At 43.8% G+C, this 25136-nt stretch carries 22 protein-coding genes, 1 tRNA gene and 1 other RNA gene; 12 read left to right on the forward strand and 12 right to left on the reverse strand.

What is annotated here, in order from left to right; translation table 11 throughout:
- Nucleotides 1–3: 3 nt before the first annotated feature.
- From ACMYR3_RS12905 to ACMYR3_RS12935, 7 genes are all read right to left on the reverse strand, one after another.
- Complete coding sequence (locus ACMYR3_RS12905; protein WP_424192343.1) at nt 4–711, reverse strand: ABC transporter ATP-binding protein; 708 nt, start codon at nt 709–711, stop codon at nt 4–6.
- The gene (locus tag ACMYR3_RS12910; protein WP_424192344.1) at nt 711–1478 is read right to left on the reverse strand and encodes an ABC transporter ATP-binding protein; all 768 of its coding nucleotides are present in this window, start codon (nt 1476–1478) and stop codon (nt 711–713) included. The genes ACMYR3_RS12905 and ACMYR3_RS12910 overlap by 1 nt, the downstream gene beginning before the upstream one ends.
- Before the next feature lie 7 nt (nt 1479–1485).
- On the reverse strand, nt 1486–2580 hold the full coding sequence (locus ACMYR3_RS12915) for an ABC transporter permease subunit (RefSeq protein WP_424192345.1): 1095 nt from the start codon (nt 2578–2580) through the stop codon (nt 1486–1488).
- A gap of 7 nt (nt 2581–2587) precedes the next feature.
- Nucleotides 2588–3520, reverse strand: a complete 933-nt coding sequence (locus tag ACMYR3_RS12920; RefSeq protein WP_424192346.1) for a branched-chain amino acid ABC transporter permease — start codon at nt 3518–3520, stop codon at nt 2588–2590.
- A gap of 83 nt (nt 3521–3603) precedes the next feature.
- Nucleotides 3604–4224: an outer membrane lipoprotein carrier protein LolA gene (locus ACMYR3_RS12925; protein ID WP_424192347.1), complete on the reverse strand. Its 621-nt coding sequence runs from the start codon at nt 4222–4224 to the stop codon at nt 3604–3606.
- 18 nt (nt 4225–4242) lie between these two features.
- The gene (locus ACMYR3_RS12930; RefSeq protein ID WP_424192348.1) at nt 4243–6654 is read right to left on the reverse strand and encodes a DNA translocase FtsK; all 2412 of its coding nucleotides are present in this window, start codon (nt 6652–6654) and stop codon (nt 4243–4245) included.
- Between the two features lie 77 nt (nt 6655–6731).
- The gene (locus ACMYR3_RS12935; RefSeq protein WP_424192349.1) at nt 6732–7403 is read right to left on the reverse strand and encodes a Crp/Fnr family transcriptional regulator; all 672 of its coding nucleotides are present in this window, start codon (nt 7401–7403) and stop codon (nt 6732–6734) included.
- 182 nt (nt 7404–7585) lie between these two features.
- Between ACMYR3_RS12935 and trxB the strand changes: the two genes are divergently transcribed.
- Nucleotides 7586–8548 carry a thioredoxin-disulfide reductase gene (trxB, locus tag ACMYR3_RS12940; protein WP_424192350.1) on the forward strand — a complete coding sequence of 321 codons (963 nt, stop codon included), beginning with the start codon at nt 7586–7588 and terminating at the stop codon, nt 8546–8548.
- A 36-nt stretch (nt 8549–8584) separates the two neighbouring features.
- Here the strand turns inward: trxB and ACMYR3_RS12945 are convergent, their stop codons facing one another.
- A complete protein-coding gene (locus ACMYR3_RS12945; RefSeq protein ID WP_424192351.1) occupies nt 8585–9214 on the reverse strand; it encodes an AAA family ATPase in 630 nt (209 codons plus the stop codon).
- Nucleotides 9215–9283: 69 nt separating this feature from the next.
- Nucleotides 9284–11239 carry an APC family permease gene (locus tag ACMYR3_RS12950; RefSeq protein WP_424192352.1) on the reverse strand — a complete coding sequence of 652 codons (1956 nt, stop codon included), beginning with the start codon at nt 11237–11239 and terminating at the stop codon, nt 9284–9286.
- A 178-nt stretch (nt 11240–11417) separates the two neighbouring features.
- On the opposite strand from ACMYR3_RS12950, the gene ACMYR3_RS12955 reads away from it, so the two are divergent.
- The 5 genes from ACMYR3_RS12955 (at nt 11418) to ACMYR3_RS12975 (ending at nt 18158) form a co-directional block, all read left to right on the forward strand.
- A tRNA-Leu gene (locus ACMYR3_RS12955) sits at nt 11418–11502 on the forward strand.
- A 253-nt stretch (nt 11503–11755) separates the two neighbouring features.
- Nucleotides 11756–14059: a chain length determinant protein EpsF gene (gene epsF, locus ACMYR3_RS12960; RefSeq protein WP_424192353.1), complete on the forward strand. Its 2304-nt coding sequence runs from the start codon at nt 11756–11758 to the stop codon at nt 14057–14059.
- 26 nt (nt 14060–14085) lie between these two features.
- Nucleotides 14086–15639 carry a lipopolysaccharide biosynthesis protein gene (locus ACMYR3_RS12965; RefSeq protein WP_424192354.1) on the forward strand — a complete coding sequence of 518 codons (1554 nt, stop codon included), beginning with the start codon at nt 14086–14088 and terminating at the stop codon, nt 15637–15639.
- Between the two features lie 189 nt (nt 15640–15828).
- Entirely contained in the window at nt 15829–17055 is a 1227-nt protein-coding gene (locus ACMYR3_RS12970; protein ID WP_424192355.1) for a glycosyltransferase family 4 protein, read from the forward strand.
- A complete protein-coding gene (locus tag ACMYR3_RS12975) occupies nt 17052–18158 on the forward strand; it encodes a DUF1972 domain-containing protein (protein ID WP_424192356.1) in 1107 nt (368 codons plus the stop codon). Before ACMYR3_RS12970 ends, ACMYR3_RS12975 begins: the two co-directional genes overlap by 4 nt.
- A 21-nt stretch (nt 18159–18179) precedes the next feature.
- On the opposite strand, the gene ACMYR3_RS12980 is transcribed toward ACMYR3_RS12975, so the two are convergent.
- A complete protein-coding gene (locus tag ACMYR3_RS12980) occupies nt 18180–19133 on the reverse strand; it encodes an SDR family oxidoreductase (RefSeq protein ID WP_424192357.1) in 954 nt (317 codons plus the stop codon).
- A gap of 13 nt (nt 19134–19146) precedes the next feature.
- Between ACMYR3_RS12980 and ACMYR3_RS12985 the strand changes: the two genes are divergently transcribed.
- The 6 genes from ACMYR3_RS12985 to ACMYR3_RS13010 all read left to right on the forward strand — a co-directional run bounded on the left by ACMYR3_RS12985 (nt 19147) and on the right by ACMYR3_RS13010 (nt 22469).
- Nucleotides 19147–20184, forward strand: coding sequence for a CDP-6-deoxy-delta-3,4-glucoseen reductase (locus tag ACMYR3_RS12985; protein WP_424192358.1), 1038 nt, complete (start codon nt 19147–19149; stop codon nt 20182–20184).
- A 72-nt stretch (nt 20185–20256) separates the two neighbouring features.
- Nucleotides 20257–20460 carry a hypothetical protein gene (locus tag ACMYR3_RS12990; RefSeq protein WP_424192359.1) on the forward strand — a complete coding sequence of 68 codons (204 nt, stop codon included), beginning with the start codon at nt 20257–20259 and terminating at the stop codon, nt 20458–20460.
- Between the two features lie 46 nt (nt 20461–20506).
- Nucleotides 20507–20833, forward strand: coding sequence for a cell division protein ZapA (locus tag ACMYR3_RS12995; RefSeq protein WP_424192360.1), 327 nt, complete (start codon nt 20507–20509; stop codon nt 20831–20833).
- 107 nt (nt 20834–20940) lie between these two features.
- Nucleotides 20941–21121: non-coding RNA, 6S RNA (gene ssrS, locus ACMYR3_RS13000), on the forward strand.
- 53 nt (nt 21122–21174) lie between these two features.
- A complete protein-coding gene (locus tag ACMYR3_RS13005; protein WP_424192361.1) occupies nt 21175–21651 on the forward strand; it encodes an EVE domain-containing protein in 477 nt (158 codons plus the stop codon).
- On the forward strand, nt 21648–22469 hold the full coding sequence (locus ACMYR3_RS13010; protein WP_424192362.1) for a sulfite exporter TauE/SafE family protein: 822 nt from the start codon (nt 21648–21650) through the stop codon (nt 22467–22469). The genes ACMYR3_RS13005 and ACMYR3_RS13010 overlap by 4 nt, the downstream gene beginning before the upstream one ends.
- 14 nt (nt 22470–22483) lie before the next feature.
- On the opposite strand, the gene ACMYR3_RS13015 is transcribed toward ACMYR3_RS13010, so the two are convergent.
- Nucleotides 22484–24076, reverse strand: coding sequence for a malonate--CoA ligase (locus ACMYR3_RS13015; protein WP_424192363.1), 1593 nt, complete (start codon nt 24074–24076; stop codon nt 22484–22486).
- Nucleotides 24077–24264: 188 nt separating this feature from the next.
- Nucleotides 24265–25083, reverse strand: coding sequence for a prolipoprotein diacylglyceryl transferase (lgt, locus tag ACMYR3_RS13020; protein WP_424192364.1), 819 nt, complete (start codon nt 25081–25083; stop codon nt 24265–24267).
- Between the last annotated feature and the right edge of the window lie 53 nt (nt 25084–25136).

The raw sequence follows: 25136 nt of genomic DNA on the forward strand, positions 1-25136 counted from the left end.
TATTTATCCGAAATATGCTTGATGAATAACCCCATCATTTTTTAACTCATCTGGCTCACCATTTGCCACCATGTCTCCAGACTCCATAACATACACTCTACCGGCAATTTTCATGGCCAAATTCGCATTTTGTTCCACTAACAAAATTGCAACTCCCATCTGATGCACTGACAGAATCACCTCATAAATCTTTTGCACCATGATGGGAGACAACCCCATACTTGGCTCGTCTAATAATAATAATTTTGGTTTACCCATGAGCGCACGCGCTAGAGCCAACATTTGCTGCTCTCCGCCAGACATACTTCCAGCCAGCTGTTTGGCACGCTCCTTTAGTCTTGGGAACAATACAAACATCGATTCAATATCTGCTTGAATAGCGTCCGAATCACCTCTTACATAAGCACCCATTAATAGATTATCAAGCGTTGACATTCGCCGAAATACACCACGCCCCTCAGGTACGAGTATCAAACCGGAACGTTGACGCGTATGTGCCGAAGTTGAATTGATATTTTTATTTTGAAATTGAATTACACCTTCACTATTAGGAATCAAACCTGCAACCGTTTTTAGAGTAGAAGTCTTACCAGCACCGTTGGCACCAATAATTGCTACAAACTCATGCTCACCAACATGTAGATTAATCTTTCTGACGGCCTCTATAGCACCATACTTAACTGATACAGTATTTAAAGTTAGCAAGCTCATCAAAACACCTCGCAGCCTAAATATGCATCAATAACTTCTTTGTCACTGGTAATCTCCGTTGGAGTACCTTGTGCCAAAATTTGTCCAAAATTCAATACGACAATTTCATCACATAAAGCCGTCACCAATTTGACATCATGCTCAATCAGGAGAATGGTTTTGCCATCATCTCGTAATCGCTGAATTAAATCACCTAGGCCAATTTTCTCGGCCCGGTTCATACCAGCTGCCGGCTCGTCTAGTGCCAAAAGTTTAGGGTTAGTCGCCAAGGCCCTGGCTATTTCCAGACGTCGCTGAAAGCCATAAGGCAAGCTTACTGCGAGTTTATCGGCAAATTCATCAATACCAACATAGGCCAATAAATCCATTCCCTGCTCGAGAATCCATTGCTCCTCTTGCATGGCCCTCTCGCTTCTGAATATGGCACCAATTAATCCGGCCCTGGTCCTGCCATGAAATCCGACCAAGACATTCTCTAAAACCGTCATGCTTGCGAATAACCTAATGTTTTGGAAAGTCCTCGCAATACCAAGCCGCACCACCTCATGAATATCACTTGGCTTATAGGGCTCCCCAAAGAGAAAGAAAGAACCCTTATCCGCAGAACACAAACCAGTCAAAACATTAAAGAAAGTTGTTTTACCTGCGCCATTAGGCCCGATCAAACCTTGTATGCTGCCACTTCTTATATTCAAACTAAGATCGGATAGTGCGCGCACACCACCAAAGTTTTTACTGACATTTTTGGCTGATAAAAGGATACTCATGAATAAATTAGTGATGAACTCTACTTGGTGCAGCCCACAAGCCAGCAGGTCGATAAATCATGATCAATATCATGGCCAAACCATACGCCAGCATTCTCAATACTTCTGCCTCAATATACACTTGACCGAATAACGCTTTCTGAATGGGAGTAACGGTATATCTGAGCAGTTCTGGCAATCCTGAAACAATAACCCCCCCCAAGATAACCCCTGGTATATGACCCAATCCACCAAGCACGACCATTGCCAGTATTGCAATTGATTCCATTAAGCCAAAAGATTCAGGGCTAACAAAACCTTGAAAAGATGCGAATAAAACACCCGCCAGTCCACCAAAAGACGCGCCGATAGAAAAAGCCAATAGCTTCATATTACGCACATTGATACCCATGGCCTTAGCCGCCAACTCATCATCACGTATTGCCATCCATGCGCGGCCAATACGCGATCCATGGAGCCGATATGAAATGATGACCACGCACACAGCCACCACCAAGAAAAGATAGTAGTACAGATATGTTGGATGAAACACAATACCAAGTAGTGTCCAATCTTTGTTAAAAGGTATGCCAGCTACCAACACCGGATCAATTTTCGCGAGGCCTTTCGGTCCATTAGTAATATTCCACGGGCGGTCAAGATTATTCATAAAAATACGAATAATCTCACCAAACCCTAAGGTGACAATTGCCAAATAATCTCCTTTTAATCTCAACGTTGGCGCACCGAGCACCATTCCAAAACCGGCGGCTAAAAGAGCACCGATTGGCAAAACAATCCAAAAGGAAATATGCATTCCATTAGGAAAAAATCTTGCAAAGGAATCAAAATAGGCAGGCAAATGCGGTGAGGCACAAAGTGCCATTAAATAAGCACCTAAGGCATAAAATGCAATGTAACCAAGATCAAGTAATCCAGCAAAACCAACAACAATATTGAGACCCAAAGCCAAGATAATATAGAGTAGCGCGAAGTCAATTATTCTGACCCAGCTATTACCTGCCACTCCAGCAATAAAAGGAAGAAAAAAAAGAAGCAGCACCGAGGCTATATAAACCCATGTCCGACCTGCTGCAGGTGTAGAAAAGATATTAAAGATCATACTGACCTTATGCTCGATCTGCGACACGCTCACCCATAATTCCACTTGGCCTAAAAACCAACACCAGAATCAAAACTATAAAAGCAAAGATATCCTGATAATTACTACCAAACACCCCACCAGTTAAGTTACCGATATAACCCGCACCTAACACCTCAATTAAGCCCAATAATATGCCACCAACCATGGCACCAAAGAGGCTACCAATACCACCCAAGACAGCCGCGGTAAAAGCCTTAATTCCTGGCAAAAAGCCCATATAAAAGTGCGCACTACCATAATTACAGGCCATTAAAGTACCGGCTACAGCTGCCATAGCCGCGCCGATTACAAACGTAGTGGCGATGACATAATCGGGATTAACTCCCATCAAGGAAGCATTTTGTGGACTTTCTGATATAGCTCGCATTGCCCTACCAAGCCTGGTTTTATGCACTAACAGGGTTAAGCCTCCCATCATTAAGAATGCCGTTGCAATAATAACCAACTCTTTTTTCGTAATCATGACCTGATCAGTAATATGAAATATCTCATCTGATAGAAGTTGTGGAAAAGATAGTGGATTACGTCCCCATACAAGCATAGCAATAGTTTGCAATAGTATAGAAACGCCAATTGCAGTAATAAGGGGGGCTAATCTAGGTGCATTTCTAAGTGGTCTATATGCCAAACGTTCAATAAGAAAACTAACACATCCCGAAACCAGCATAGCAACAATGACCGCAATTATAAAAGTCAGCGATGGTGAACAAGTAGGAAAATATTTATAGATGAATTGGGCAACACTCAGCGCACTCAACGCACCAACCATCAACACATCACCATGCGCGAAATTGATAATACCTAAGATGCCATATACCATTGTGTAGCCAAGCGCGATGACAGCATAAACACAACCCACTACTAAGCCATTGAGTATCTGTTGAATCAATACATCCATGCAAAAATCTCACGGCTACGCATCACTGCTCCTTATACAGACCAAAGAACACAAGGTACATTGATAGATCTGACATTTCAGCCCTACTGTTTTAATACATCAACACCGGCAGGAATATCAAAATTAAAAATCTCTGGCTTGATTGGTGGATTCAATTCCAAATGAGAGAAGGTAATTGTTGTTGTCTGCCCGAGTGGGTCAAATAATTCCATTACGTAGAGCGCCGTGTCTTTAAAACCAATCAATACACGCTCAAAAGACTGATCCTTCTTATTGGGAACAGCCTCTAACCACTCCACTCCGTCTTTGCTCTCAAGGTCTTTTAAAGTGAAGTTCTTATCAAGACTCACATTACCAAAAAGTAAAGCAATAGGCGTACTGCTCATGGCCTCGCTCATTTTCCTGATAATCACTTGATTCAAGTCTTTATCGAAAAAATAAAAACTCTCACCATTAGAGCTTAGAACTTGCTGATAAGGTTGAGCATAAGTCCAAATAAACCGACCTGGTTTGGCAAATAAAAAGTTGCCGTTGGATTTTTGACTTCGAGCCTGAGACTCACCTTTTTTAACAACTTGAACAAACTGCCCTTTGGCACTTTTTACTTCAAGCGAGAATCGTTTAATTTGCTCTATTGCACTACCAAAAGCAATCTCATGTTGAACAGATAATAAGATAAAAAATAACGCAATACGAATTAGCATAAGTCCACTCTGCAGAGATCAGGCATCGACGGCTCGATTAGGGGCGATAATTTCCCGATTCCCACTAGTAGACATTGTCGAAACCAATCCTGATTTTTCCATTTGTTCCAACAAGCGAGCCGCACGGTTATATCCAATACGCAAGTGGCGTTGTACGAGTGAAATAGATGCTTTTTTATTTTTAAGAACAATATCAACTGCTTGATCATACATTGGGTCACTTTCTGCATCACCACCAATGCCCGTCACACTAGAAGCACCATCACCATCATCGGTAGATCCTCCCTCCAGTATTCCCTCAATATAATTTGGGCCACCATGTATTTCAGCTTGCTTCTTCAAATGTTCAACAACTCGATGCACTTCCTCATCAGAAACAAAGGCTCCATGTACTCGCTGCGGCAAACCTGATCCGGATGGCATATAAAGCATATCTCCCATCCCCAAGAGCGCCTCCGCTCCCATCTGGTCGAGAATCGTTCGCGAATCGATCTTGCTCGATACTTGAAAAGCGATTCTCGTAGGAATATTTGCCTTAATCAGACCCGTGATCACATCAACGGAAGGCCGTTGGGTAGCCAAAACCAAATGAATACCTGCAGCCCTTGCCTTTTGGGCAATCCTTGCAATCAACTCCTCGATTTTCTTACCGACTACCATCATCAAATCAGCTAACTCATCAATCACCACGACAATGACAGGTAGTGTCTCAAGTGGCTCAGGTGATTCAGGCGTTAGAGAAAATGGATTCGGAATTTTTTCTTCTTTTTTTGCTGCATCCAATATCTTATTGTTATAACCAGCTAAATTTCTAACCCCCATTTTGCTCATTAGTTTATAGCGACGCTCCATTTCTGCCACAGCCCAGTTCAAAGCATTGGCAGCTTGGCGCATATCGGTAACGACAGGCGCCAATAAATGTGGAATCCCTTCATATACGCTCATCTCAAGCATTTTGGGATCAATGAGTATTAATCTCACCTGATCAGCACTAGCCTTGTAAAGCACGGAGAGAATCATCGCGTTAATACCAACAGACTTACCGGAACCCGTTGTTCCCGCAACCAAGCAATGCGGCATTTTTGCAAGATCCGCGACGACAGGCCTGCCAGCTATGTCTTTACCCAATGCAAGAGTCAATGGAGAAACGTTTGCGTTATAAACTTCCGAACTTAAAATCTCTGTTAAACGAACTGCCTGTCTTTTCGGATTGGGCAACTCGAGTCCCATACAGTTTTTACCGGGAATAGTTTCAACAACACGTATGGATACCAAAGAAAGCGATCTCGCTAAATCTTTGGCCAAGTTAACAATCTGACTACCCTTTACACCGGTCGCTGGCTCAATTTCGTAACGGGTAACGACTGGGCCTGGATAAGCTGCAGTAACCACCACTTCCACACCAAAGTCTTTTAACTTCTTCTCAATTAAACGAGAAGTAAACTCCAATGTACCGGCTGATACTGTTTCTTGTACGATTGGAGCGGTATCCAATAACGCCAATGGTGGCAAACTAGAATCTGGCATATCGACAAACAAAGGAGCTTGCTTCTCCTTTTCAACGCGCTCAGACTTAGGGACTACAACCAAAGGAGGCTCAATGTGCACAGGATCATGCACCGTAATTCTAGTACGCTCTTTTTCAACAACCTCCACACGCTTTACAACCGCCTCTACACCGACTTTCTTGTCAATTTCAACATTTCGCTTGGTTTGAGCAAACTCGAAGAGTCGCTCAACGACACCACCAAGTTTTTCTGCCGCATCTAACCAAGAAAATCGAAAAAATAGAGAAACACCAGAAATAAATATCAATAATAAAAATAACGTTGCGCTGGTAAAACCCAACATATCAGACAAAGCATTTGCTATCAATTCACCAAAAACGCCCCCTGGTGATTTTGGTAATTCAACATTGAGACTATAAAACCTCAGTGCTTCCAAACCCATACTGGACAACAAAACCGATACAAAACCTAGCCAATAAACCCAATCTATGTGCTCATCCGTCTCATCTTGCTCAGAAATCCGGCCGTAACGACGTACTTTTTTCTCCGGGATAAGCGCACTGTTGTATTGATCAATCATATTTCGATAGTTATGAACCACCCTTTCGACAACCAAAACACAAAACCAGTAAGAAGATATACCAAAAATCAATAGCATTAGATCAGCAAACCAAGCACCAACACGCCCACCCTGATTGAAAATACGAGCGGCCTCGACCGAATGAGACCAGCCGGGATCTTGTTTGCTATAAGTAAGTAAGGAAACGAATAAGAATGCAGCTAACGCTGCAAACACTAACCATCGAATCTCAGTTAGTAACTTCTGAATACGCGAAGGTAATGGAGCACGCCCACTGGAGATAGGTAAACTTTGCTCGGCTGCAGCATTAGCCGACAAGACATCGGAAGAAGTTCTAGTCATAAATAGGAAGCAAAAGTAATAGACTCCTATTTTACGAGGTAGGAGGTGTTGAGCAACACCTCCATAGGAAAATAACCTTAAATAGCGGGGGCGTAACTTTCTCTAACAACAATCACGCCATCGTCTCTAAATTCAATAAAACCTTCATTTTCAAGTCCTTTGATAACTCGACTCACCATTTCTCTAGAAGCCCCCACCATTTTGGCTATATCTTGTTTAGGTAATTTGTTGCGAACCAGTTTGACGCCGTCAAAGTCCTCTGCAAAATCAAGTAATACCCGAGCCACTCGTCCATAGACATCCAGCAAGGCCAATGACTCAATTTTTTGATCAGCCTCTCGCAAACGACGCACCAATCCCTTCATCATAAAAGTAGCCATATCAGCACTTTTAGAGATACATTCCATAAATTCGGGTTTGCCTAATGTTAGAAAATCACAACGATCAAGCGCAATAACAGAAGCCGACCTGGGAGCATCATCAATCAGCCCCATTTCCCCAAAAAACTCACCGGCACCAAGAATGGTGATAATAACTTCTTTACCCTCTTCATCAGAACGCTGCACCTTACAGCGACCAGATAAAATAATATAAAGAGTCTGGGTAAGATCACCCTCAACTATCACAGTTGTATTTCTTGCAACCGTTTTTTTAATGACGGCACGTGAAAGCATTTCTAACTGGTAGTCTTCCAAAACTGAAAATAATGGAACACGTTTCAGTAAAGCCTTATTATCAATAACCGCCATTTTTTCTTTCCTCCCAGTGGGGCAATGATCAAAATCAATTGTCAATTCACAATTTTGCATTATATGGTACTAAATTGTAACTGTGGATAACGTAATGATTACTTCAACAATTAGGCACAAAATGATGCAAACCACGTATCCAGAGTAGAATTGTAACCATCCTAAGCATCAACACTTCCAATATGTCATCACTCACAAAACACAGTAAATTGCTCATTTTAGGCTCCGGGCCCGCAGGCTATACCGCAGCAGTGTATGCTGCGCGCGCCAACCTTAAGCCGACTCTCATTACGGGGTTAGCCCAAGGAGGACAACTCATGACCACCACTGAAGTTGATAATTGGCCTGCTGATGCCAAAGGCGTTCAAGGTCCTGAATTAATGGCACGGTTTCAAGAGCACGCAGAACGTTTTAACACCGAAATAATTTTTGATCATATTCACACATCTAAATTATCTGAAAAACCGATCAGATTAATTGGCGATTCGGGCGAATACACCTGCGATGCACTAATCATTGCCACTGGAGCATCCGCCCAATACCTGGGAATTCCTTCGGAAGAAGCATTTATGGGCAGAGGTGTTTCAGCCTGCGCCACTTGTGACGGCTTTTTTTATCGCGGTAAAGAAGTATGCGTTGTTGGCGGTGGCAATACAGCCGTTGAGGAAGCCTTGTATCTCAGCAATATCGCCAGCAAAGTCACCGTCATTCATCGCAGGAACAAATTTCGCGCTGAAGCAATTTTGATCGACAAATTGATCGAAAAGAGTCGCAATGGCAATATAGAAATCAAATGGAATAGTGTTCTTGACGAAGTATTGGGAGATCAGAGCGGTGTTACCGGTGTCAGAATAAGCTCAATCATTGACGATAAAAAGACTGAGTTAACCCTTTCAGGAGTGTTTATTGCAATTGGTCACAAACCAAATACAGACATTTTTGCCGAGCAACTACACACGGAAAATGGTTATGTAGTAACGAAGGGAGGACTTAGTGGTCAAGCTACTGCTACAAGTATTCCGGGGGTTTTTGCAGCAGGCGATGTGCAGGATCATATCTATAGGCAAGCAATCACCAGTGCTGCAACAGGTTGTATGGCCGCATTAGATGCTCAACGTTATTTAGAAAACATGGATAATCACTAGACACCGTCAATCAGGATTAGAGGCCATACAAGTATGCTAATCCTCTTGATCTACCCAATCCAAAATATTCTGCCACTGAAGCAGATCCCGCTCGACTTTTCCAGGCGCAACATCCCAAAGAGTCAATCCATGCGCGGCTAGTTGAACATAATTTTGGGTATTTCTCAAATTCCCCAAAAAAGGAAAATTCAAAGAATTAATGAAATTAGTAAGCTGCTCCGTTGATCGTGCTCGACTGTCAACCCGCATACCAACCAGACCCACTTGAACTTCTTGATTACGCACACTACGCTCATCTTTGAGACTTTCCAAAAAGGCCGCTGTGGCAGAAATATCAAACAAAGACGGTTGTATCGGTACGATTATTTTATTTGCCATGCGCAAAACATCATTAAAACGCCAACCATGCAATCCCGCAGGAGTGTCTAAAACAACATGCGTCGTTCCTCTAGGAGGCTTGGCAATATAGTCAGCATTCACATTCCAAGTAGAAATGGGCCAAGCCTGCTCTGGTCGCAAATTTAGCCATTTCTTTGCGGATTCTTGCTTATCAACATCGCCGATCATAACGTTATGACCTCGACTGGCAAAATATCCCGATAAATTAGTGGCAATAGTACTTTTGCCGACACCACCCTTGGGGTTTGCTATAACAATAACCGGCATTATCTAATCCCCTCGTTAGTTAATGAACAGCAATCAATTTCGTAATTAGCCTTCAACAGCACAATATCTTCAAACCTTCATGGGCAAAATGACCATTTGCAATCCATACAAGTGAAGCTTCCTTTGTATCGCCAAGGCCGCCTGGTTATGCAGCAAACGAATAAACCAATTATCAGCTTCGAAAATTAATTTGCTAGTAAAGAAGATTGCATTCGGAAAGTCATCCTGTATCTTTCGACACAACTCAAATATTTCCTCGACGGCATCCGTCCCGAAACCAACGTAAGACTGCGCAGCCATACCGTGACTCTGGCAAAAGTTCACAAAATAGTTCAGAGACAAATTTGCCTCGGTACGCATCTGCTCAAGCGTGTTCTCCCCGCCATATCCTTGTGCGTCAACTGTTCGCGCATTGACAAAAATAAAATTCTTAAAATGATTCGGAAACATTCTTTGCACCCAGAGCAAAGCATGTAATCCCCCACCTCGACTAGAGCCAACAATAAATACCGCCGTTTGGTCGTCAGAATTTGGCTTGATATGACCGCTTAATGAACCAAATGGCTGATTAGCAAAAATCTCATCAACAGCTTTAATCTTTTCTTTGGTTTCTCGATAGTGATTGCGAATAAATACACTTAACCCAATAACCAGCCCTGTAATAAGCAAGGTAACCCAACCACCCTCCTCAAACTTAGCAATAACAGTGACACATAAAATACTGATCGTCACTAATAATCCCAGACCCGACAACAATAGGCCCTTTAACCATCCAGAATCATTGGTATGCCTACACCAATAAATACATAAGCCAAACAAAGACAAACTAAAGGTCAAAAATACATTAATCGAATATAAAACCACCAACAAATCAACTTTCCCACCTGACCAATATAAAATAGCCAGCGCAGAGATACCCATCAATAAAACACCATTCTGAGTAACAAGGCGTGTCGACAAATAACGAAATTTATGAGGCATCCAAGAGTCTGCAGCCATATTAGCCAAAACTGATGGCCCCCCCAAAAATCCAGTGTTTGCCGCCACCAATAACAAACCGGCTTCGAAGGCCAATACCACCGTCAATACAATCCCGAGTGATGTGCCCGTAAAACCCATATCTCTCGCAATATCTCGAAAAACTACCGCATTTAAAGTTTGTCCCTCTACAGGTTTTGCACTCCACAACAGATAAAGCAGTATAATTCCGCCCGCCATAAATGCCAGGCTAATTGCCATATACATCATGGTCATCTTGCCAGTTTTAACTCGAGGTTCCGCTAGCGACTGTACATTATTTGAAACGGCCTCAATACCAGTATATGTCCCCCCCCCAAGTGAATATGCTTTCAGAAATAATGCGACGACAAAAAGCCAACTGGTATCATTTGCCAGTTGCTTCGTCTCCGCAATAGTATCTGGCAAAAGAGCTGGAATACCGTCAGCATGAGCAAATACACCATAAAGAATCAGTACAACATGAGTGATAACAAAGCCAAGAAATATAGGTATTAATATCTTTATTGATTCTTTTGCACCCCTCAAATTCATCCACATGAGAATAGCCGCCAAAATACATTCAACACCCAGTTTGGATCCTTGCAACCCTACCGGCAATAAGCTGAATAATGCATCGACGCCACTAGCCACAGAAATGGCAATTGTAAGAACGTAGTCCACAATCAGCGCAGCGCCCGAAACCAGACCGGCATACGGTCCTACTAATGAGGTAGCTATACGATATCCGCCGCCGCCCGAGGGAAATAACGTGATGATTTGGTTGTAAGCTAGGGAAATAATAAAAACTGTCACCGCAGTTGCGATGGCTAGATAAAGGCCAAAATGGGTGTGCACCCCCAAGGCTTTAAAAGCCTCCTCTGGGCCATAGGCAGAAGAAGAAAGGCCATCCGCCCCCAATCCAACCCAAGCCAAAAATGCAACCAGCGCAAGTGAATGCTTGGTTTCAAGTTTGAAAGGATCTAATTCTTTACCAAGGAACCATTCTCTTAGCTTTTTTGTATTCATTCTTGGTGAATTTCTTTATCAACTAGAGCATTAGAACAGAAAAAACTATATTTCGCGGACTGCTCAACCAATCTTTGAAATTGCTGCAATGCGCAAGCGATATTACGCCTAACAAATGATAATGCCAAGTAAATGAGATATTGCTCAATCAATCCAATTAAGCCATAATAGCTCTTTTGCCGGGATGGTGGAATTGGTAGACGCGCCGGACTCAAAATCCGGTGCCGCAAGGCGTGAGGGTTCAAGTCCCTCTCCCGGCACCACTAATCTTCTTATATCAATAGTTTGATATAGCTCAATTCAGCACTTGTTGATAATTAGACTCGTCAACAACTGACTTCTCAGTAATACCAATATTCGTAAGTGTCAATAATTCCGGATTTCCAGCTAATTCTGTTTATTAGTTTTCAACACGACAACTTGTTGGCAGTACCTTTCTAAGGTGTCTTGGATAATTTGCTCAATATTAGGCATTTCATGCCTTGAGGTTTTGGATTAGATTTCCAGGAGTAAAGTGTGTCGGTTGAATCGCTCTTATTGATTTTCAAATATCGCTGGAAAACATTTCTGGTTATTTATGCCACAGTATTGTTACTTGCGGTTGGAATCACTTTTGCCCTACCCAAGCAATACAAATCCAATACGCAAATATTGATTGATACCAAATTAATAGATCCTAGTAACTCTCAGTCAAGTTTGTCACAGCTTAGCCCTGGATATATGTCGACGCAGGTCGACATTATTAATAGTGACAGGGTTGCCAACAAAGTCATTGAGAAACTCAATCTGGCAAAAGATGAAGAATGGCAAAAAAAGTGGCGAAAAGAAAATCCCACCAACGGGACTATTGAAAACTTCTTGATAAGAAAGCTAGAAAAAAGACTTGATGTTAAAACATCAAGAGAAGGAAGCGTTCTAGTCATTGAATACACGGATAATTCAGCGCAATCTGCAGCTGATATCACCAATGCATTTGCAGAGAGTTATATTGACGCAAATCTTGAACTAAAAATTGACCCCGCAAAGAAATATGCGGAACTTTTTGTTCAAAAAACGGAGAAGTTACGTACCGAACTGGAGCTGGCACAAAACAAGCTGTCATCTTTTCAAAAACTGAATGGATTAGTTATCTCCGATGACAAGATTGATATCGAAAATGCACGATTAGCCGAATTGTCTGCCCAAGTTGCCGCGGCCCAAGGACAAAAACTCGACAGTAACTCTCGTGCAAGGCAAGCAGAAGTTGGTACAGACTCACAGGACGTATTACAAAATCCACTCATTCAATCATTGCAAGCCGAAGTCATTCGTCAAGAAGCTAAACTCAAAGAGCTTAATAACCAATATGGTGTTAATCATCCTCAATATCAAAATGCACTTTCACAACTGAATGAGTTAAAAGCAAAACTTCAACAAGAAGGTAAAAAAGTAGCTAATTCATTAACAGGCACAACTAAAGCCAACACTTTTAAAGAGTCAGAACTCAAGCAAGCATTAGAGCAACAGAAAAAAAGAATGCTGGATCTGCGCAAGTTGAAAGATGAAAATGCCGCATTACAGCGCGATGTTGATATTGCACAAAAAGCGTACGATGCGGCCAGCCAAAGGTTATCCCAATCGACCATGGAAACCCAAACACAACAAGCTAATGCAATCATTATTTCGAGAGCCACTCCCCCTGTAGAGGCGAGCAGCCCCAAGCTCTCTCTTAATGTGTTACTTGGCTCTTTCCTTGGATTGGTTCTCGCCAGTTTAGGTATTTGCATTCTTGAACTAAATCAGAAAGTAATTCGAACTGACAATGATATTCAAAGCAAGTTGAACATTGCGTCATTAGCATCCTTGCCACTATTTTTACACATAGACAACCAAACCAAAGCTATTAAAACCAACAAAACAACATCTGCAGAAGAGCTTATCAAAGTGCTCACTTTTGATCATGTACAAAACACATCAAATATTGAACCGCTATCAGTCACTCTCTCCAAAATAGATTCAATTGGTGAAATTTTATTAAACAACGGGAAAATCAGCAGAGATCAAATTGCCAGAATTCAGAGTGAGCAAGAAAAAAGTAAAAAAAGATTTGGTGATGTGGCAATTCAACTGGGAATCTTGAATAAGGAAGATATTGATCTCGCCTTGGCTACACAATACGATTACTCCGTATTGTCGAAAGATAACGCTTCACTTCATCCATCACTTGTTTCTGCATTACAGCCACAACACGTCATCGTCGAAAAATTCAGAATACTGCGTAGTCAGCTCTTATTACGCTGGATAAAACCACATCCAGGTCATAAAACTATTTCCATAGTGAGTCCCAATAATCAAGATGGTAGAAGCTTTATTGCTGCAAACTTAGCAATTGTTTTTTCACAGCTAGGAGAAAAAACACTACTGATTGATGCAGACCTTCGCAATTCGTCTCAGCATCGGCTTTTCAATCTCGAAAATCGAACTGGTCTATCTAGTGTATTGTCTGGCAGATCAGGGGCTGAATCAGTTGTGCAAATTGCAGGACTCAATTATCTGTCAGTTCTACCGGCAGGACCAATTCCTCCAAATCCTCAAGAGCTATTGAGCAGAACACTATTTAGTCGCTTGTTGGATGAGGCAAGAAAAGTTTTTGATATTATTATTATTGACACATCATCGTCTAACGATAATTCTGATTCACAGATTATTGCCAGTATTACAGGCGCCAGCATGGTTGTTATTAGAAAAAACCATACTGACCTGGATAGTCATAATGATCTACTCGAATCTTTAAGTGTGGCAGGTACACACATTATTGGCGCAGTCAGCAATGAAGCCTAATACAACGAAAAACACTGCGACTCATTATGTCTGAATTAGAACCGATGGAATCTGACCGCGAAGATTCTTATTCAAATACTGCCATCAAAAAATCATTAAAGTACTTCGTACTGGGAAAGGGTGTTGGCGCTTTAATTGGCGTAGGCTGGTTACTATTGCTGGTTAGAGCCTTGAGTAAATCAGAGTATGGCATCTACGTGGGTCTTGTCGCCTATTTGGAATTATTTGTAGTTCTATCCAATTTCGGATTAGTCCCAATTTCGGAGCGATACGTCCCCGAATGGAAAACTAAAAATCAAATAGGTAAACTCAAAGGCTTGATACTGTTTCTCTTTAAGGCAAGGCTTTTGACTGTCTGTGTTATTGCCTTAGTTGCTGCGATGATCACACATCTTTTTTCTGAGCCGCTAGGTATAACGCAATATGCAACCACATTTATTATTTTTCAGATTGTCGTGGCCAGTGAATCCTTTGCCAGATTTATTGAAACCATTTTCGACTCTCTGATGCTACAAGGCAGAGCACAAATATCGCTTTTTTCCAGAACAGGGACGAGACTGCTCCTTCTGATTTTTCTTTTAACAAAACAAGTTGATATCAACCTGACTACTTGGGTAGTTTATGAAGCAGTGGCTTATGCTATCGGACTTCTAGTTACCATCACGATACTTGGGCTTACTTATCGCTCACTTGGCGATGCCAACCCAATCGAACCAGATAGAAACGCCAAAATCAGATTTGGGTTACCCATATATGGATCCCATGTTTTGGGTGTTATCACTGGTATAGATGTCATCAAATTATTGGCCATTCGGGTTCTCGGAGCAGAAGCAACTGCTGTATTCGGTTTTTGCGCTTCATTGGCCTGGATGATGCAAAGATACCTACCTTCATTTCTACTAGTTGGCTTAATTCGGCCTCTGATTGTTGCCGCAGCAGTTTCCCAGAATGGTCACGAAAAACTGGATCGCATTACCTCCATTGTCATCAAACTGAATGCCATGATCATTGGCTGTGGTTTAGCCTTGTCTCTGGTATTAGGCGATGAAATTGTTATGTCCTTATCAGGAGGAAAATTTTCTTCAGGTGGCATACATCTGAGTATATTTTTATTATTTATATTTACCCAAACCTTACATGCCGTCATCGGCTACGTTGGCTTGGCAAAAAGCCAAGGTTTGTTGATGTTTCTCGCAAAGTTAGCTAGTGGCCTCATCTTACTCGTCACATTACTTTTCTCTAATGTGATAGGTATCTATGCCTACTCAACAGCACTAGTTGTAAGTGATTTAGTTTGGTTTTTCTTGGTATTTTTCTGGTTGAAAAAAATGAGTCAAGCTCCCCAACTTCCTTATCTTGGTTTAGTAAAAATATTTGGGGTGGTACTTGCAAGCTATGCAATAAGCGAATCAATCATATCTTTTGCGACACATCAGCCAGTCACACTCTTGTCAACTATTTTAGCCAGCTTATTCATCAGCACGATCTTTATATTGCTTTGTTATCGATTCAAACCATTTTTGGCAGAAGAAAGAAATGCCATTAATCGTATGCTGCCAATGAAGATATTCATTTGGTAACCTTATTGCAATTATTCACAGATTCTCGGTAAAAGTTTTTTACAATTATCAAATGATAAATATTCGCTTTTGCTTTATGGCATTTCCACCAATAATTCAGCCATATCCAAGAGTTGCCTTTTTCAACCTTAAATGTTGATTGATTGTTAGATTTCCAAACGCATTCCCATTTCGTTGCACCAATAACCCATGCCCCATCTTCTAAGCATTAATAATTACCACTACAGACGAGGCGGCTCAGATGTTATGTATTTTGATCACGCGACGTTAATGGAAAGCCAAGGGTGGAAAAATGCTTTTTTCTCAATGCATCATCCAAAAAACTTTGACTCTAGCTGGTCAAAATTCTTCGTGAATGAAATTGAATTTGGACACGCATACTCGGCTCTAGATAAGATCAAGATGGCATCAAAAGTCATCTATTCTTTTGAAGCGCAAAATAAACTGCGTACCCTGCTCAACGAATATCCTGCTTCAATTGCACACCTGCACTGCATTTATCATCATCTATCTCCTGCGATTTTGCCAATACTTAAGAAAGCCAGCATACCTGTTGTACTTACTGCACACGATCTAAAACTAGCCTGCCCTGCTTACAAAATGCTAAATAGTCATGGTATCTGCGAGAAGTGCAAATCAGGAAACTATTTGGATCTCATCAAATATCGATGCATTAAGGACTCGCTCTTGGCCAGTACAGTTGTGGCCATGGAAAGCAGTCTCCACAAGCTGCTGGGAAGTTATAAAAATAATGTCAATAGAATTGTGGCGCCAAGTCAATTTTTCCGAAACAAGCTCGTCGAATGGGGATGGCCCAAAGAACAAATTACTTATATCCCCAACTATGTCGACATTTCAAAATTTGAATTATCCGAATCTGTAGGCAAATACTTTCTGTATTTCGGCCGACTTGCGCCAGAGAAAGGTGTTGCCACTCTGATTAATGCGGCCGTTAAAGCGAAGGTACCATTAAAAATTGTTGGAACAGGCCCACTTGAAACCCAGCTGAAATCGCAAGCTGCTGAAAACGCCCAACAAATCGAATTTCTGGGTTACAAGACAGGTCAGGATTTAATCGATCTGATACAAAATTCCCGATGCGTCGTTCTACCATCAGAATGGTACGAAAACGCACCCATGAGCGTTCTGGAAAGTTATGCTCAGGGTAAAACAGTAATTGGCGCCAAAATCGGCGGTATTCCTGAGCTGATTAATGAAGGAGAAACAGGCTGGATGTTTGAGAGCAAAAATCAGGAAGCGCTTGCCGACTTATTAGTTAAAGTAAACCAGCTTACCGATGAAAAACTGATGAGCATGGGACATGATTGTAGAACCTTCGTTGGTGGGACTTTCAATCGTCAACGCTATATCGATGGCACATTACGGCTTTACTCTGAGCTGGGGGTCGCCGCATGAATGCAAAAAAAACACTGAGAATCCTTGGGATTCGAGGCGTACCTGCAGAGCATGGCGGCTTTGAAACATTTGCTGAATATCTGTGCCTTTACCTCGTTGAAAGAGGATGGAATGTCATCGTCTATTGCCAAAAGGAAGGTACGGGACTCACCTATCAAGACACTTGGAAAGGTGTCACTAGAATCAACATTTCAATTAAAGATGATGGCCCTAAAGGTACCGTGCTGTTTGACTGGAAATCAGTCATGCACGCGTCAGAATATAAGGATCTGTGCCTAACACTGGGCTACAACACGGCCTTATTCTGTTCTCTCTTACGTGTAAAGGGTGTTCGCAACCTGATCAATATGGATGGTATTGAGTGGCATCGAGCCAAGTGGGGATCTGCGGCCAAAGCCTGGTTCTATTTTAATGAATGGGCGGGTTGTTTTTTAGGTGACCATTTGATCGCGGATCATCCGGAAATCAAAAAACACTTGTCCATGCGAACATCAGATAAAAAAATCACGATGATTCCATACGGTGCCCCCTTGGTTAGTAATGCACCTTTGCACCTGATTAACCAATATGGTTTATCAGAAAAAAAGTTTCTGACCGTTATTGCCCGACCAGAACCAGAAAACTCCCTGCTTGAAATTGTGACGGCGTTCTCGGCCAAACCAAGAGGCGTCAATCTTGTTGTTCTCGGCAAATACAACACCAAAGATAACGCCTATCATAAGGCCGTCGTGAGTAAAGCGAGTAAGGAGGTACAGTTCCTTGGTGCTATTTACAATCGCAATATTGTTCAAGCATTAAGATTTTATAGCCTGGCTTATATACATGGCCATCAAGTTGGTGGCACCAATCCATCCCTGCTAGAAGCTCTTGGCTGTGCCAATCCGATTATTGCTCATGACAATCGCTTCAATCGCTGGGTTGCCGGTGAAGAGGCACTTTACTTTGACTCAGAAAAACAGCTGGATGAACAGTTGTCCAAACTGATTAACAATCCGAATCTTACTCAAGCGCTATCTACATCCAGCATGAAACGCTTTCAGGAAAACTTTACCTGGGATATGGTATTGCGCCAATACGAGGCACTACTAGAACGCCATATTTGATTCACCAACATCATCTACAAATTATTGAGACTTTTTCCAGCTATCCGCTATTGTCGGGAAAATAAGGCGATATCGTAATTCTTGTTTCAAACGCCGGTTGCTTAACCGGCGTGATTCACGTAGAAATGACATTTGCACTTCCGAAAGCAAAGTCTTGATTTGCGTCATTGGTACTCTCGGTGGCCTGGCAAGCCCCAATTGGTCAGCAACTTTTTCCATATACTCACCCATCGTCATCGCACTATCATCCACGGCATGATAAATACGTCCAGGCTTGGCACGAAATAAGGCCGAAACGGCTATTTTCGCCAAATCTTCCGAATGGATATGATTGGTAAAAACATCCTCATCACTTTTCAATATCGGCAGGCCCTTTTTTAATCGCTCTTCGGGCAAACGAGATTCGCTATAGATCCCGGGAACTCTCAAAATCGCAATGAAGCGATTTGTATGTATGTCTGATGCTCTTTTGGCAAATTGACGCAAAAACCCTTCGGCAGAAACACGTCGTTTTGCTCGAGCCGTAATCGGCTTGACTGGATGCGTCTCATCCACCCATTGTCCGTGACAATCACCATAAACCCCACTCGTACTGGTATAAATGACGCGCGTTTTCCTGAAGACTTCAGTTTGCTGCTTAAATGAATGGGGTAAAATTTTCCGTTGTCTAGATGGATAAGCTAATTTTGCCAATAAGGCTGGGGTTCGTGAATCAACATTGCCACAGGCTGGCGGTGGCGCAAAATGCAAAATCTTGTCTGCCAGATGCCGAATTCTGTTCAATGTTTCAGGATGATCCAGATTGCCCAAAATGGGAGTTGCACCTTGCTGACGCAAATGGGACATACGATTTTTATCCGAGGTCAGTGCAAAGATCCGAAAACGCTCTTTTAATAAGGTAATACATCGCATACCGATATCACCGCAACCGACTATCAACAGACGTTCTCGTCCAAGTTTTTTGTTTTTGAACATGTTTTAATTTCTTATGACTTCCTCAAACCATACAGTACGATTGGCCAGCAGCGGCCGCACATTTTCGGTGGAACCAGATGAAAGCGTTCTGACTGCCGCTTTACGACAAGGCATCATTTTGCCTTATGGCTGCAAAAATGGTGCTTGCGGATCATGCAAGGCAGATGTGGTCGAAGGTACGGTCACCCATGATACCCACTCAGCCAAAGCATTGACCAGTGAAGAAGCCAGTAAAGGCAAGGCACTCTTGTGCTGCGCGCATGCGCAATCTGACTTGCTGATTGAATGCCGTGAACTGGTTGGTGCCAGCAATATCCCTATCCGTAAAATGCCGGTACGCGTCAGCAAAATTGAAAAACCTGCTGCTGATGTGGCAATCTTGACCTTGCAATTACCGGCTAATGAACGTTTGCAGTACCTGGCAGGTCAATATATCGAAATCATTCTAAAAGACGGTAAACGTCGTGCTTACTCCTTGGCAAGTGCGCCACATCTTGCCGAATTTCTGACTTTGCACATTCGGCATCTGCCCGGCGGTATTTTTACCGACCACGTTTTCCAGCAAATGAAAGAACGTGAGATTTTGCGCTTTGAAGGCCCATTTGGCAGCTTTTTTCTTAATGAAGAAAGCAGCAAACCGATTATTTTGCTTGCCAGTGGTACTGGCTTTGCGCCGATCAAAGCACTGATTGAACAACTTCAATTCAAGCAGAGTACTCGCAAAATCCATTTCTACTGGGGTGCACGTCAGAAAAAAGATCTATATCTGCATGAACTGGCAACGCAATGGTCGCAAGAGCTTGATTGCTTTGAGTACACCCCGGTTTTATCTGAGTCTGCCAATAGTGATAACTGGATTGGTCGTACCGGTTTGGTACACCAGGCTGTCATGACCGACTACAATGACCTATCCACTTTCGAAGTGTATGCCTGCGGTGCACCAGTGATGGTGGAAAGCGCCAGAAAAGACTTTGGCCAGCAGAGAATGCTGCCCGAAAACGCTTTTTTTGCCGATGCCTTTACCTCAGAAGCCGATTTACAGACCAATTGAATGTAACGAAACGCCGATCCTCATAAAAAGTTAGGTATAGTTGAGGTTTCGGCGCACCTTATTGATTGAATCATGACTACCATACCCGTTGAATTATTGAATAGTTTGCTGCCTAAAGTTGAAGGTCTATTGGCTAGAAATGCTGGTTTACAAGCTGAAATCGCCAATCTCAAAAATGAGGCCAGCCAATTACGTGAAGAAAATACCGAATTAAAAGCCAAAGTTGAGCTGGCCAGAGAGAAAGTACAGGGATTGCTTGATCGCCTGCCGCTTTAATTAAGTCCACTTAAACACTTTGACATCAATTACGGATTATTCTGATATGACTAGCAAAACGATTGAAACTGTCCTGATGGGGCAGCCCTATAAATTCGCGGTGACGGATGAAGACGAAGCACAACTGGTTGCAGCCATTGCGGCAGTTGATGAGCAAATGAAGCAGTTGCGTGAAAAAAGCAAAGTCAAAACGATTGAGCGCATTGCTGTTCTTACCGCTTTGCATTTTGCCGGTGAGAACATTCGCCTGGGTGCATTGGAAGACGCCACTCAAATGAACTTGTCGCCGGCCTCAACCACTGAGCAAGATCGGCAGACTTTGCTGGAAAACTTGCAACGAGTCAATACCGCATTAGACAGTGCTCTGAAATAATATTTGGCACGAGAAAGCAAGTAAAAATTTACTCACGCATGTGGTGAATTCATCACGAATTTCAATCAAATTTTAGCTTCCTTTTTCTGAAGATTAGTCCATAATGAAATCTCCTGCCGTGCTCGTGAGGACCTTAAATTCCTTGAACCAATATATGAGCATAGGTTGTGGAATATGTGGTGTGGGTGTGATCATCTCTAGTCAGATGAACCCGAAATACTGCTAACCGCGACCACCTTGAGCCGTTAAGGTTCAGGATGCCGGTCTGACGACACAGGCGGGACTCGATACCAAACGGTGTTCAGGTTTATACTTGAACACCGTTTTTCTTTTTCAAGACCATGACCTACTGGTTGATGAAATCAGAGCCTGATGAAGCCAGTATTGATGACCTGGCTGCAGCGCCCAAACAAACCCTGCCCTGGACTGGTGTGCGCAATTATCAGGCGCGCAACTTCATGCGTGACGACATGCGCATTGGCGATCAAGTCCTCTTCTATCATTCCAGTTGTGCGGTACCGGGCATTGCGGGTATTGCCGAAGTGGCCTCAACAGCCTATCCAGATCCCACTCAATTTGAGGTGCGCAGTCCTTACTTTGATGCCAAGTCCAAACCAGACGCACCTCGCTGGCTATTGGTCGATGTACGGTTCATCAAAAAAACTCGCTACGTCTCACTGACTGAACTACGTACCCATCCTGCACTAGAGGGCATGCGCCTGCTTGCACGTGGCAATCGGCTCTCAATTACACCTGTCACTCTCGATGAGTGGCAATATCTTGTCCCGCTGCTTGAGCAAAACCAACCTAGTTCATGACCGAATTATCATTACCCATCATAGGCGGTTTATTGTTACTCGGTTCGTTTACCGGGTTTTGTGCAGGCTTGCTGGGGATTGGTGGCGGTATGCTGCTCGTCCCATTTCTGACATTACTGTTTGGCCATCTACAATTTCCTGAGACAAGTCTGGTGCATATGGCCATTGCCACCTCAATGGGTACCATTCTGTTTACCTCCATTGCCAGCGTCCGCGCCCATCACAAGCATGGCAAAGTCATGTGGAACATCGTCTGGATGCTGGCGCCTGGCATTGTGCTGGGTGGGCTATTGGGGGGCGGGAAAATTTTCAGTCTGTTAAAGACCAGTTGGCTCTCGATGGTGTTTGCCGTGTTTGTGAGCTACTCGGCAATCCAAATGTTCATTGATAAAAAACCACTACCGAGCCGAACCTTACCGGGCCCTGCCGGACAGATTGGTGCGGGCACGCTGATTGGCATGATCTCCAGTCTGGTTGGTGCAGGCGGTGGTTTTATTTCGGTACCGTTTATGGTCTGGTGCAATGTCCCCATTCATAATGCAGTCGCCACCTCTGCTGCACTGGGTTTTCCGATTGCCGCAGCCAGCGTCATAGGTTATGTGAGCGGTAGCTGGGGCCAAACTGGATTGCCCGGCTATTCATTGGGTTATCTTTATGTACCAGCCTTGTTGATCATTGCCAGTGCCAGTGTGATGACGGCGTCATTGGGTGCAAAAACCGCGCACCGGCTACCGGTTAAAAAACTCAAAAAAGCATTTGGTGTACTGTTGTTATCGCTCGCCAGTTATATGCTCTACAAGGCGATCCAGACGCGCTAACAACAAGTCATCCATCAAGCCGTTTGAAGCCCTGTTGTAGTTGGCGAATACATTTGGCGCAAAACATTTTTTTGTATCTTACCCATCGCGTTGCGCGGCAGCTCATCCACCACAATGACTTGCTTGGGCACTTTATAGTTGGCGATCAATTGTTTGAGCTGGGCGATGATGACAGACTCATCAACTTGACCATCCGGCTTGGGCACAACCACCGCAGTCACTGCCTCACCAAAATCCGGATGTGGAATGCCAATCACTGCCGACTCCAGCACACCCGGCATATCATCAATATAACTCTCGATCTCTTTAGGGTAGACGTTATAGCCACCGGTAATGATTAAATCCTTGGAGCGTCCCACAATACTCAAATAAGCTTGTGCATCCAGTTTGCCTACATCGCCGGTCTTGAAATAACCATCATCGGTAAACTCTTCACGCGTCTTCTCGGGCATCTGCCAGTAACCCACAAACACATTGGCACCTTTGACTTGCACATGACCGATTTCATCGACGGCACAAGGCTGTCCCTGATCATTCACTACCCGCAAATTCACGCCTGGTAAAGCTTTACCGACGGTGCCGCCAACGCGAGGCCCTTCGGCAGAATCATAGGGATTGGAAGTCAGCATGCCCGTTTCTGACATGCCATAGCGCTCCAGAATGGTATGGCCGGTACGCACTTGAAACTGCTTGAAGGTATCCAATAACAAGGGCGCAGAACCTGATACAAACAAACGGATATTGGCGCACAGTTCGCGTGTGAAACGCGCATCGGCCAGCAGTCGTGTGTAGTACGTCGGCACCCCCATCAACATGGTGCAACGAGGTAAGTGATGCAAGATGGCGGACACATCAAGCTTGGGCAAGAAGATCATTTTGCTGCCCGACAAGAGCGCGCCATGACAGGCCACAAACAAGCCATGAATATGAAAGAGCGGCAAGGCATGCAAGAGCACATCGCGCTCGCCCTCATGCTGTGCGGTCTGGCCGTTGCGCCAAGCCCAATAGTCATTCAATACCTTGGCACTGGCGGCCAGATTACCATGCGTCAACATTGCACCCTTGCTGCGTCCGGTCGTACCCGAGGTATAGAGAATGGCTGCCAGATCGTCGGGCTGGCTGATGACCGTGACAAACTCATCAGCAAAACGCACCGCGCGCTCCAGCAAGGTGCCAGTACGGTCTTCGCCTAAAGTAAACACGTGCGCCGTACCTGTTTTGAAAGCCAGTCGCGACACCCAACCAAAATGGTTCGGGCTGCACACCACCACGGCCGGTTCGGCATTGGCAATAAAGTAAGCCATCTCGGCTTTTTGATACGCGGGGTTGAGCGGCAGGTACACCAAGCCTGCGCGTAAGGTGGCCAGATAGAGCATCAGCGCTTCGGGTGATTTTTCAACCTGCACCGCCACGCGTGAACCAGCAGGCAACTTGAGGCTGGTCAGTAAATGCGCGATGCGTGCCGAGGCCGCCAGCAGATCATGCCAGGAATAATGCAGGCCTTCGTGGGTTTCAAGCGCCGGTTGCGACAAGTCATGCGGGAAACGGTTGGCGAATAACTGAAACAGATTGGCATTAGCGTGCCTGGAAGAATTTTGCTGGGTCATGACAAACTCAAAAATCCAAAAAAATGATTGATCTGAAGCTTAAATTACCAATTTGACATAACCAGTTTCATACCCTGAAAAGATCATGAAATTGGTCAAAATAATCATACTTCCCACCTGTATGATCTATATTTAACCCATGCAGTGCTATTTAATTAGCTTATAAAAAATACATATAGGGTGTATATCTAGGCCTGCTTTCTGCCATAGGCCCAGATCAGCAAACCAATCCCGCCGATGATCATCGGCACCGAGAGCCACTGCCCCATCGACAAACCCATGGCCAGGAGTCCCAAAAAGTTATCGGGCTCGCGAGTAAATTCCACCAAAAATCGTTGCAGACCATAGCCCAACAAAAACAACCCCGATACCGCGCCCGGTTTGGCAAACACGGCTCGCGGTTTGGACGAATACCACCACATGATGATCAGCAGCAGCACGCCCTCCAGCAAAGCCTGATAGAGCTGCGAAGGATGCCGCGCGATACCGTCACCAGCCTGCGGAAAAATCATCGCCCATGGCAAGCTGTCAGGTGGAATGACTGGTCGCCCCCATAACTCGCCATTGATGAAGTTGCCCAGGCGCACCATGCCAAAACCAACCAGCACCAAGGGCGCAATCATGTCACCGATCTGTAAAAAGGTTCTGCCGCGTTTGCGAGCGAACACCCACATGGCCGCCAACACGCCAAGCAATCCACCATGAAACGCCATGCCGCCTTGCCAAACCTGAATGATTTCGGCTGGATGCGCCAGAAAATGACTCGGTTTGTAGAACAAAACATAGCCAAGACGTCCCCCGATAACAACGCCGAGCACGCCATAGAACAAAAAATCCTCTAATTCCTCAATTGTCCAGCCTTGTGCAGCAATATGTGATTGCTTGACACGTAGTCGTCCAAGTAGAATAAACGCAATAAAACCAACTACATACATGAGGCCATACCAGCGAATTGCTAATGGTCCCAGGGAAACGGCAACGGCATCAAACTGTGGATGAACCAGCATAAAGCTCCTTGATAATTATTGACGCCACTTGCAGTACCAAGCTGTCAGCCCTG

It is taken from the genome of Ampullimonas aquatilis (assembly GCF_049675895.1).
Classification (GTDB): Bacteria; Pseudomonadota; Gammaproteobacteria; order Burkholderiales; family Burkholderiaceae_D; genus Ampullimonas; species Ampullimonas aquatilis.

Bases quoted from the DNA above. Each gene is read 5' to 3' on its own strand.
- ACMYR3_RS12990 (WP_424192359.1), top strand. From the start codon at position 20,257: ATGACTACCATACCCGTTGAATTATTGAATAGTTTGCTGCCTAAAGTT.
- ACMYR3_RS13015 (WP_424192363.1), bottom strand. From the start codon at position 24,076: ATGACCCAGCAAAATTCTTCCAGGCACGCTAATGCCAATCTGTTTCAG.
- ACMYR3_RS12935 (WP_424192349.1), bottom strand. From the start codon at position 7,403: ATGGCGGTTATTGATAATAAGGCTTTACTGAAACGTGTTCCATTATTT.
- ACMYR3_RS12945 (WP_424192351.1), bottom strand. From the start codon at position 9,214: ATGCCGGTTATTGTTATAGCAAACCCCAAGGGTGGTGTCGGCAAAAGT.
- ACMYR3_RS13010 (WP_424192362.1), top strand. From the start codon at position 21,648: ATGACCGAATTATCATTACCCATCATAGGCGGTTTATTGTTACTCGGT.
- ACMYR3_RS12985 (WP_424192358.1), top strand. From the start codon at position 19,147: ATGACTTCCTCAAACCATACAGTACGATTGGCCAGCAGCGGCCGCACA.
- trxB (WP_424192350.1), top strand. From the start codon at position 7,586: ATGTCATCACTCACAAAACACAGTAAATTGCTCATTTTAGGCTCCGGG.
- lgt (WP_424192364.1), bottom strand. From the start codon at position 25,083: ATGCTGGTTCATCCACAGTTTGATGCCGTTGCCGTTTCCCTGGGACCA.
- ACMYR3_RS12950 (WP_424192352.1), bottom strand. From the start codon at position 11,239: ATGAATACAAAAAAGCTAAGAGAATGGTTCCTTGGTAAAGAATTAGAT.
- ACMYR3_RS12910 (WP_424192344.1), bottom strand. From the start codon at position 1,478: ATGAGTATCCTTTTATCAGCCAAAAATGTCAGTAAAAACTTTGGTGGT.
- ACMYR3_RS12930 (WP_424192348.1), bottom strand. From the start codon at position 6,654: ATGACTAGAACTTCTTCCGATGTCTTGTCGGCTAATGCTGCAGCCGAG.
- ACMYR3_RS12995 (WP_424192360.1), top strand. From the start codon at position 20,507: ATGACTAGCAAAACGATTGAAACTGTCCTGATGGGGCAGCCCTATAAA.
- ACMYR3_RS12915 (WP_424192345.1), bottom strand. From the start codon at position 2,580: ATGATCTTTAATATCTTTTCTACACCTGCAGCAGGTCGGACATGGGTT.
- ACMYR3_RS12980 (WP_424192357.1), bottom strand. From the start codon at position 19,133: ATGTTCAAAAACAAAAAACTTGGACGAGAACGTCTGTTGATAGTCGGT.
- ACMYR3_RS12975 (WP_424192356.1), top strand. From the start codon at position 17,052: ATGAATGCAAAAAAAACACTGAGAATCCTTGGGATTCGAGGCGTACCT.
- ACMYR3_RS12920 (WP_424192346.1), bottom strand. From the start codon at position 3,520: ATGGATGTATTGATTCAACAGATACTCAATGGCTTAGTAGTGGGTTGT.
- ACMYR3_RS12965 (WP_424192354.1), top strand. From the start codon at position 14,086: ATGTCTGAATTAGAACCGATGGAATCTGACCGCGAAGATTCTTATTCA.
- ACMYR3_RS13005 (WP_424192361.1), top strand. From the start codon at position 21,175: ATGACCTACTGGTTGATGAAATCAGAGCCTGATGAAGCCAGTATTGAT.
- ACMYR3_RS12970 (WP_424192355.1), top strand. From the start codon at position 15,829: ATGCCCCATCTTCTAAGCATTAATAATTACCACTACAGACGAGGCGGC.
- ACMYR3_RS12925 (WP_424192347.1), bottom strand. From the start codon at position 4,224: ATGCTAATTCGTATTGCGTTATTTTTTATCTTATTATCTGTTCAACAT.
- ACMYR3_RS12905 (WP_424192343.1), bottom strand. From the start codon at position 711: ATGAGCTTGCTAACTTTAAATACTGTATCAGTTAAGTATGGTGCTATA.